Raw genomic sequence first — 8561 nt, forward strand, 5'->3', positions numbered from 1 at the left:
TGCCTCTGCCGGTAGCTTCCGCTACCGGCAGAGGCACCTCTGATGGTGCTTCTCTGTGCGCGAGGGGGGACTTGAACCCCCACGCCCTTTCGGGCACTGGAACCTGAATCCAGCGCGTCTGCCTATTCCGCCACCCGCGCATGGGTGCTGCCGAGAGATTCTCCCACACTCTCCGCACCGTCCCGAAATCGGACTGTCCGGGTGAGGTGTGAGCGCCTGCCGACATCCAGAAGATTAGCACGCCACGACCGGTGGTCTCACCCCGCTTCCCCCGCCCCCGGAGCTGCCCCGGCACCTCCCGCGACCCACCGGCCTGACCCCGTCCGCAGGAGCCGCAAGGGCCCGCTCCGCCCCGCCCACCACGGGCGACACCCCCGGAAGCGGACCTGCGGGCGTCACCCCTGCACCGGCTCGCCGCGGGTAGGGGACACTTGACGCGGAGCCCCTCTACGATCCGTGTGAGGGGAGACACCCATGCACCGCACCGCGAAGCGGAACCAGCTCTTTACGCCGCGCGTGGATACGATCAGTAAGCAGTATCGGCAGCCGCTGTCCGCATGCGGCGCACTAGAGCACCGAAGAGTGGGGAAGGAGGTGCACCGTGGGAGTTCTGAAGCGTTTTGAGCAGCGTCTCGAGGGTCTCGTGAACGGCACCTTCGCCAAGGTGTTCAAGTCCGAGGTGCAGCCGGTGGAGATCGCGGGCGCCCTCCAGAGGGAGTGCGACAACAACGCCACCATCTGGAACCGCGAGCGGACCGTCGTGCCCAACGACTTCATCGTCGAGCTCAGCACGCCCGACTTCGACCGGCTGAGCCCCTACTCCGGCCAACTCGGCGACGAACTCGCCAGCATGGTCCGCGAGTACGCCAAGCAGCAGCGCTACACGTTCATGGGCACGATCAAGGTGCACCTGGAGAAGGCCGACGACCTGGACACCGGCCTCTACCGGGTCCGCAGCCGCACGCTCGCCTCCAGCAGCTCCCAGGCCCAGCCGGGCGGTGCCCCGGCCTCACCGCCGCGCCCGGCCGGCGGTCCGGCCATGCCCTCCGCACCTCCCCGGATGCCCACTGCCCCGCCCGGCGGCGGCTATGCGGCACCGGCCGGCGGCCCTCCCGGGCCGATGCCGCAGGACCAGACCCGGCGCTGGGTGGAGATCAACGGCAACCGCCACCAGATCTCCCGGGCCACCCTGGTCATGGGCCGCTCCACCGAGGCGGACATCCGTATCGACGACCCCGGAGTCTCCCGCAAGCACTGCGAGATCCGCACCGGATCTCCTTCCACAGTCCAGGACTTGGGCTCCACAAACGGCATCGTGGTGGACGGGCAGCGCACCACACACGCTACGCTCCGCGACGGCTCACGCATCGTCGTGGGCAACACCACGATCATTTACCGGCAAGCCGAAGGGTGAAGCGGGGGCAATGTCAGAGCTGACCCTGACGGTCATGCGGTTGGGTTTTCTCGCCGTACTGTGGCTGTTCGTCATCGTGGCCGTACAGGTCATCCGCAGCGACCTGTTCGGCACCCGGGTGACCCAGCGGACCGGCCGCCGCGGCCCGGACCGCCCGGCACCCCGTCCGCAGCAGGCCGCGGCGCCGGCCCAGTCCGGCGGTCGCGGCAACCGCTCCAGGCGCGGCGCCCCCACCAAGCTGGTGGTGTCCGAGGGCTCCCTCACGGGCACCACGGTCGCCCTCCAGGGCCAGACCATCAGCCTCGGCCGGGCGCACGACTCCACGATCGTGCTGGACGACGACTACGCGTCCAGCCGGCATGCCAGGATCTATCCGGACCGCGACGGGCAGTGGATCGTCGAGGACCTCGGGTCGACGAACGGCACCTACCTCGACCGGACCCGACTCACCACACCGACGCCGATTCCGCCCGGAGCGCCGATCCGTATCGGCAAAACGGTCATCGAGCTGCGGAAGTAGTACGAACATGACGACCGGAGGGTGGGCACCGTGCGGATGTACCCGGAGCCGACGGGCGAGGTGCGCATGAGTCTGTCGCTGCGCTTCGCCGCCGGATCACACGTCGGCATGATCCGCGACCACAACGAGGACTCCGGCTACGCCGGGCCGCGGCTGCTCGCGGTGGCCGACGGCATGGGCGGCCAGGCCGCCGGTGAGGTCGCCAGTTCCGAGGTGATCTCCACCATCGTCGAGCTCGACGAGGACATCCCCGGTTCCGACATCCTCACCTCGCTGGGCACCGCCGTGCAGCGGGCCAACGAGCAGCTGCGCGTCATGGTCGAGGAGGACCAGCAGCTGGAGGGTATGGGCACCACGCTCACCGCCCTGCTGTGGACGGGCAAGCGGCTCGGGCTGGTGCACGTCGGCGACTCCCGCGCCTACCTGCTGCGGGACGGCGTGCTCACCCAGATCACGCAGGACCACACCTGGGTGCAGCGGCTCGTCGACGAGGGCCGCATCACCGAGGAGGAGGCCACCACCCACCCGCAGCGCTCCCTGCTGATGCGCGCGCTGGGCAGCAGCGACAACGTCGAGTCCGACCTCTCCATCCGCGAGGTCCGGGCCGGCGACCGCTACCTGATCTGCTCGGACGGCCTCTCCGGTGTCGTCAGCCACCAGACGATGGAAGAGACCCTCGCCAGCTACCACGGCCCGCGCGAGACCGTCGAGGAACTCATCCAGCTGGCGCTGCGCGGCGGCGGCCCGGACAACATCACCGTGATCATCGCGGACGTGCTCGACGTTGAGGACAACGAGACCGCCGCGGTGCAGCTCAACGACACCCCCGTCATCGTGGGCGCCGTCGCCGAGAACCAGAACGTCGCCAGTGCCCCCGGCCCCACCACACCCGCCGCGCGGGCCGCCGAGCTCAGCCGGCAGACCGTGCCGCAGCAGGCCGCGTCCGGCGAGCAGGAGGGCTTCGGCCCGCCCGGCAGCGGCCCCGCGGCCGACCGGCCGGCCGGCGGTGACGCCGGCACCTACGACAGCGGCTACCGCGACGACGGCAGAGCGGGCAAGGGCGCCAGATGGTTCAAGCGCTCGCTGCTGCTCGTCGTCGTCCTGGCGCTGCTCGGCGGTGGCCTCTACGCGGGCTGGCGCTGGACGAAGACGCAGTACTACGTCGGCGTGGAGGGCGACAACGTCGCGCTCTACCAGGGCATCAGCCAGAAGCTGGGCTGGGTGGAACTGAGCGAGGTGCGCGACAGCACCGACATCGAACTCAAGTACCTGCCGCCGTACCGGCGCAACCAGGTCCGCGACACCATCGCGATGAGCAGCCTCAGCCAGGCGCAGGACCAGATCGGCGAGCTCCGCGAGCAGGCCCAGGTCTGCGAACTGGTCGCCAACCGCAAGCAGTCCGCCGCCGAGGACGCCGACAGCACCCAGCCCGACTCCGACGCGGCCGGCAGTGCCAACGCCTCCGACACGGTCGAGGAGAGCCCCTCGCCGAAGCCCAGCACCCCGAGCCCCCGCCCCGAGCTCAGCGAAGAGCAGCAGCGGCTCGCCAAGCAGTGTCGAACGCCATAAGGGGCGCACAACTTATGAGCAGTATCAACACGGGAAGCAACAGCACCATCTCGTCCGGCGGACTGCCCAGCCGCCGGAACACCGAACTGGCACTGCTGGTCTTCGCGGTGCTGGTCCCCGTCTTCGCCTACGTCAACGTCGGCCTGGCGAAGGACGGCAGCGTGCCGGCCGGCATGATCGGCTACGGGCTGGGCCTCGGCCTGCTGGCCGGCGTCGCGCACCTGGTGGTGCGCAGGTTCGCGCCCTACGCCGACCCGCTGATGCTGCCCATCGCCACCCTGCTCAACGGCCTCGGCCTGGTGCTGATCTGGCGACTCGACCAGGAGCCCATTCTCAAGCCGCAGAACGCCGCACCCAGCCAGCTGATGTGGTCGGCGATCGGCGTCGCGCTCTTCCTCGCGGTGCTGGTGTTCCTCAAGGACCACCGCATCCTCCAGCGCTACACCTACATCTCGATGGTCGTCGCGCTGGTCCTGCTGGCCATCCCGATGTTCTTCCCGCCCGTCAACGGCGCCCGCATCTGGATCACCATCCCCGGTGTCGGCTCACTCCAGCCGGGCGAGTTCGCGAAGATCATCATCACCGTCTTCTTCGCCGGCTACCTGATGGTCAAACGGGACGCGCTCGCGCTCGCCAGCCGCCGCTTCATGGGCGTCTACCTGCCGCGTGGCCGCGACCTCGGGCCGATCCTGGTGATCTGGGCCATCAGCCTGATGATCCTGGTCTTCGAGACCGACCTCGGCACCTCGCTGCTGTTCTTCGGCATGTTCGTCGTGATGCTCTACGTCGCCACCGAACGCACCAGCTGGATCATCTTCGGACTGCTGCTGTCCACCGCGGGGGCGGTGTTCGTGGCGTCGTTCAACCAGCACGTCGGCGACCGCGTCAACAACTGGCTGAACCCGCTCGAACTGCAGAACGGCGGCGTCACCGAGACGGCGCAGGCCATGTACGCGTTCGGCTCGGGCGGCCTGTTCGGCTCCGGGCTCGGCCAGGGCTACTCCCGGCTGATCGGCGGCATCGCCACCAAGAGCGACTACATCCTGGCGACCGTCGGTGAGGAGCTCGGGCTCACCGGGCTGATGGCGATCCTGCTGCTCTACGGCCTGCTCGTCGAGCGCGGCATCCGCACCGCGCTGGCCGCCCGCGACCCGTTCGGCAAGCTGCTCGCCGTGGGCCTCGCCGGCGCATTCGCCATCCAGGTCTTCGTGGTGGCCGGCGGCGTCACCGGGCTCATCCCGCTGACCGGTATGACCATGCCGTTCCTCGCGCAGGGCGGCTCGTCCGTCATCGCCAACTGGGCCCTGGTCGCGATCCTGCTGCGGGTGAGCGACACCGCCCGCAGACCGGCCCCCGCCCCCGCCCCGAACCCCGATGCCGAGATGACGCAGGTGGTCAGGTCATGAACAAGCCCCTACGGCGGATCGCGATCTTCTGCGGCGTGCTGATCATGGCGCTGCTGGTACGCGTCAACTGGGTCCAGTTCGTCCAGGCCGAAGAGCTGAAGAACGACTCCAAGAACCGGCGCGTCGCGATCGAGCGCTACTCGCACCCGCGTGGCGACATCATCGTCGAGGGCCGCGCGGTCACCGGTTCCACCGAGACCGACGGCAGCGACTTCCAGTACAAGCGCACCTACAAGGACGGCGAGCTGTGGGCCCCGGTCACCGGGCGCTCCTCGCAGGCCTTCGGCGGCACGCAGCTGGAGGAGATCCACGACGGCATCCTCACCGGCAACGACGACCGGCTGTTCTTCAACCGGACCATCGACATGCTGACGGGCAAGCCCAAGGAGGGCGGCAACGTCGTCACCACCCTGAACGCCGCCGCGCAGGAGGCCGCGTTCAAGGGGCTGGGCGAGAAGAAGGGTGCCGTCGCGGCGATCGACCCGCAGACCGGCGCGATCCTCGCGCTGTCCAGCACACCGAGCTACGACCCCTCGGTGATAGCGGGCAACTCCACGAAGGACGCGGAGAACTGGGTGGCCCTCAACAAGGACGAGGACCAGCCCATGCTGAACCGGGCCCTGCGGCAGACCTACGCGCCCGGCTCCACCTTCAAGGTCGTCACCGCCGCCGCGGCGCTGGAGAGCGGCGACTACGACGTGGACCGCAGCACCGGCATCGAGAGCCCCTTCCAGCTCCCGCAGTCCACGCACGAGCTGGGCAACGCCGGACTGGACGCGCAGTGCGACAAGGCCACCCTGCGTGAGGCCATGCGGCTGTCCTGCAACGCCACCTTCGCCGGCATCAGCGACGACGTCGGCAACGAGGCGATGATCGAGCAGGCCGAGCGGTTCGGCTTCAACGAGGAGCACTTCGTCCCGGTCCGGACCGCGGAGAGCGTCTACCCCGAGGACAACGCGCCGCAGAACGCGCAGGCCGGCATCGGCCAGGCGTCCAACCGGGCCACGCCGCTCCAGATGGCCATGGTCACCGCGGCCATCGCCAACGACGGCAAGGTCATGAAGCCGTACATGGTGGACCGGCTGGAGGGGCCGCGCAGCGTCGTCGAGCAGACCGAGCCGGAGGAGATCGGCGAGGCGCTCTCCGCGGAGAACGCCAAGAAGCTCCAGGACATGATGGAGACCGTCGTCGAGGACGGCACCGGCTCCAACGCCCGCATCCCCGGCGTCACCGTCGGCGGCAAGACCGGTACCGCGCAGCGCGGTGAGGAGAACAGCGCGAACCCGTACGCCTGGTTCATCTCCTACGCCAAGACCGACGGCGGCTCCCCGGTCGCGGTGGCGGTCGTGGTGGAGGACAGCGACGCGGCCCGCGGCGACATCTCCGGCGGCGGTCTCGCCGCGCCGATCGCCAAGGACGTGATGAACGCCATCCTCGACAGCAAGTGATGAGCGTGCACCACGCCTCAGGGCGGCAGAGCGACGAACACGCCCCGGTGACCCCACACGGTCCGGGTACGGTATGCCGAGCAGCACACCGCCCGGCACCCCGCAGACGCTGCCGGGACGAACGGAGAGGGCTGGAGATATGGACGAGCCGCGTCGCCTAGGCGGCCGGTACGAGCTGGGCCAGGTGCTCGGCCGAGGCGGTATGGCCGAGGTGCACCTCGCCCACGACACCCGCCTGGGCCGTACCGTCGCCGTGAAGACGCTGCGGACGGACCTCGCCCGCGACCCGTCGTTCCAGGCCCGGTTCCGCCGGGAGGCGCAGTCCGCCGCCTCCCTGAACCACCCGGCCATCGTCGCCGTCTACGACACCGGTGAGGACTACGTCGACGGCATCTCCATCCCGTACATCGTGATGGAGTACGTGGACGGCTCGACGCTGCGTGAGCTGCTGCACTCCGGGCGCAAGCTGCTGCCCGAGCGGTCCCTGGAGATGTGCATCGGCATTCTCCAGGCCCTGGAGTACAGCCACCGCAACGGCATCGTGCACCGCGACATCAAGCCCGCGAACGTCATGCTGACGCGGACCGGGCAGGTCAAGGTGATGGACTTCGGCATCGCCCGCGCCATGGGCGACTCGGGCATGACGATGACGCAGACGGCCGCCGTCATCGGCACCGCCCAGTACCTCTCGCCCGAGCAGGCCAGGGGCGAGCAGGTGGACGCCCGCAGCGACCTGTACTCGGCCGGCTGCCTGCTCTACGAGCTGCTGACGGTCCGGCCGCCGTTCGTCGGCGACTCGCCGGTGGCCGTCGCCTACCAGCACGTCCGCGAGGAGCCGCAGCCGCCGAGCACCTTCGACCCGGAGATCACCCCCGAGCAGGACGCCATCGTGCTGAAGGCGCTCGCGAAGGACCGGGACTACCGCTACCAGTCGGCCGACGAGATGCGGGCCGACATCGAGGCCTGCCTCGACGGCCAGCCGGTCGGCGCGACCGCCGCGATGGGCGCGGTCGGCTACGGCGCCTACGGCGGCGAGGACCGTCCCACGCAGGCCCTGCGCACCCAGGACCCGCAGACGTCGATGCTGCCGCCGATGCGCGACGACGACGGCGGCTACGGCTACGACGACCGCGCGGGCCGCGGGCGCCGGCAGCAGAAGAAGAACCACCTGTCGACGATTCTGCTGGTCGCCGCCGCGGTGTTCGTCCTGGTGGGCGCGGTGTTCATCGGCAAGGTGCTGTTCAGCGGCCCGCCCGCCGACCCGGTGAAGGTGCCCGACCTGAAGGGCCAGACCCTGTCCGAGGCGCAGACCAGCGCCGAGAACGGGCGGTTCGCGGTCCAGCAGGGCGGGAGCGAGAACTGCGAGCAGGAGAAGGACACGGTCTGCAAGACGACCCCGGCCGCGGGCACGGAGATCGATGAGGGTGACACGGTCACCCTCATCATGTCCGAGGGCCCGGCCCCGGTGGACGTGCCGGACGTGACGGGCAAGTCCGTGGACGAGGCGACCTCCGCGCTCCAGGACGCGGGGTTCGAGATCGGCGACGAGAAGGCCGTCTCCTCCTCCACCGCGGAGGAGGGCACCGTCACCGAGCAGGACCCGGCGGCCGGCAGCAAGGCGCAGAAGGGCTCGAAGGTCACCCTGTCGGTGGTCCGCACGGTCACCGTGACGGTGCCGGACGTCACCGGGCGGGACTTCGAGGCCGCGAAGCAGCAGCTGGAGGCGCTGGGCTTCAGGGTCGCCCGCACCGACCAGGAGGACGGCGGCCGACCGGAGAACCAGGTCATCAGCCAGGACCCGGGCGGCAACAGCCAGCAGGCGGAGGGCTCCACCGTCACCCTCACCGTGGCGCAGGCCCCGGAGAAGGAGACGGCGACCGTTCCGGACGTCACCGGTCGGCGCCTCGACCAGGCCCGCAAGCAGCTGGAGAACGCCGGCTTCCAGGTGGAGGTCCAGGGCTCGGGCGACGGACGGGCCCGCGTGCTGGGCACCAACCCGGGCGGCAACAGCGAGGCGGAGAAGGGCTCCAAGGTCATCGTCGTGACCACCCCCGAGGGGGGCGACAACGGCGGGAACGGCGGTGACGAGGGCGTCATCGGCGGCTTCTTCCAGGGCCGCGGTGACGGTCCCGGCGGGGACGACGACTGCCGCACGGCGCCGCGGCGCCCGCACGACCGAGGGCGGTGACCCCCAGTTCTGGGGG

Annotated in this window: 6 protein-coding genes and 1 tRNA gene; 6 read left to right on the forward strand and 1 reads right to left on the reverse strand. The window is 70.1% G+C overall.

Annotated elements, in window-relative coordinates; genetic code table 11:
* Positions 1-56 precede the first annotated feature (56 nt).
* Positions 57-140: transfer RNA gene (locus ACYVE9_RS09580), tRNA-Leu, on the reverse strand.
* A gap of 461 nt (positions 141-601) precedes the next feature.
* Between ACYVE9_RS09580 and ACYVE9_RS09585 the strand changes: the two genes are divergently transcribed.
* From ACYVE9_RS09585 to pknB, 6 genes are all read left to right on the forward strand, one after another.
* Positions 602-1414, forward strand: coding sequence for an FhaA domain-containing protein (locus ACYVE9_RS09585; protein WP_461027329.1), 813 nt, complete (start codon positions 602-604; stop codon positions 1412-1414).
* 10 nt (positions 1415-1424) lie between these two features.
* Positions 1425-1934, forward strand: a complete 510-nt coding sequence (locus ACYVE9_RS09590; RefSeq protein WP_461027330.1) for an FHA domain-containing protein FhaB/FipA — start codon at positions 1425-1427, stop codon at positions 1932-1934.
* Between the two features lie 36 nt (positions 1935-1970).
* Entirely contained in the window at positions 1971-3503 is a 1533-nt protein-coding gene (locus ACYVE9_RS09595) for a Stp1/IreP family PP2C-type Ser/Thr phosphatase (protein ID WP_461027334.1), read from the forward strand.
* Positions 3504-3517: 14 nt separating this feature from the next.
* Complete coding sequence (locus ACYVE9_RS09600; protein ID WP_461027331.1) at positions 3518-4909, forward strand: FtsW/RodA/SpoVE family cell cycle protein; 1392 nt, start codon at positions 3518-3520, stop codon at positions 4907-4909.
* Positions 4906-6357, forward strand: a complete 1452-nt coding sequence (locus ACYVE9_RS09605; RefSeq protein ID WP_461027332.1) for a peptidoglycan D,D-transpeptidase FtsI family protein — start codon at positions 4906-4908, stop codon at positions 6355-6357. Before ACYVE9_RS09600 ends, ACYVE9_RS09605 begins: the two co-directional genes overlap by 4 nt.
* 139 nt (positions 6358-6496) lie before the next feature.
* Positions 6497-8545, forward strand: coding sequence for a Stk1 family PASTA domain-containing Ser/Thr kinase (gene pknB / locus ACYVE9_RS09610; protein ID WP_461027333.1), 2049 nt, complete (start codon positions 6497-6499; stop codon positions 8543-8545).
* Positions 8546-8561: the final 16 nt, after the last annotated feature.

It is taken from the genome of Streptomyces sparsus (assembly GCF_054776295.1).

What these genes read in the sequence shown, in the direction of transcription:
- ACYVE9_RS09595 (WP_461027334.1), top strand. Translation starts at nt 1,971, where the DNA reads ATGTACCCGGAGCCGACGGGCGAGGTGCGCATGAGTCTGTCGCTGCGC.
- ACYVE9_RS09600 (WP_461027331.1), top strand. Translation starts at nt 3,518, where the DNA reads ATGAGCAGTATCAACACGGGAAGCAACAGCACCATCTCGTCCGGCGGA.
- pknB (WP_461027333.1), top strand. Translation starts at nt 6,497, where the DNA reads ATGGACGAGCCGCGTCGCCTAGGCGGCCGGTACGAGCTGGGCCAGGTG.
- ACYVE9_RS09605 (WP_461027332.1), top strand. Translation starts at nt 4,906, where the DNA reads ATGAACAAGCCCCTACGGCGGATCGCGATCTTCTGCGGCGTGCTGATC.
- ACYVE9_RS09590 (WP_461027330.1), top strand. Translation starts at nt 1,425, where the DNA reads ATGTCAGAGCTGACCCTGACGGTCATGCGGTTGGGTTTTCTCGCCGTA.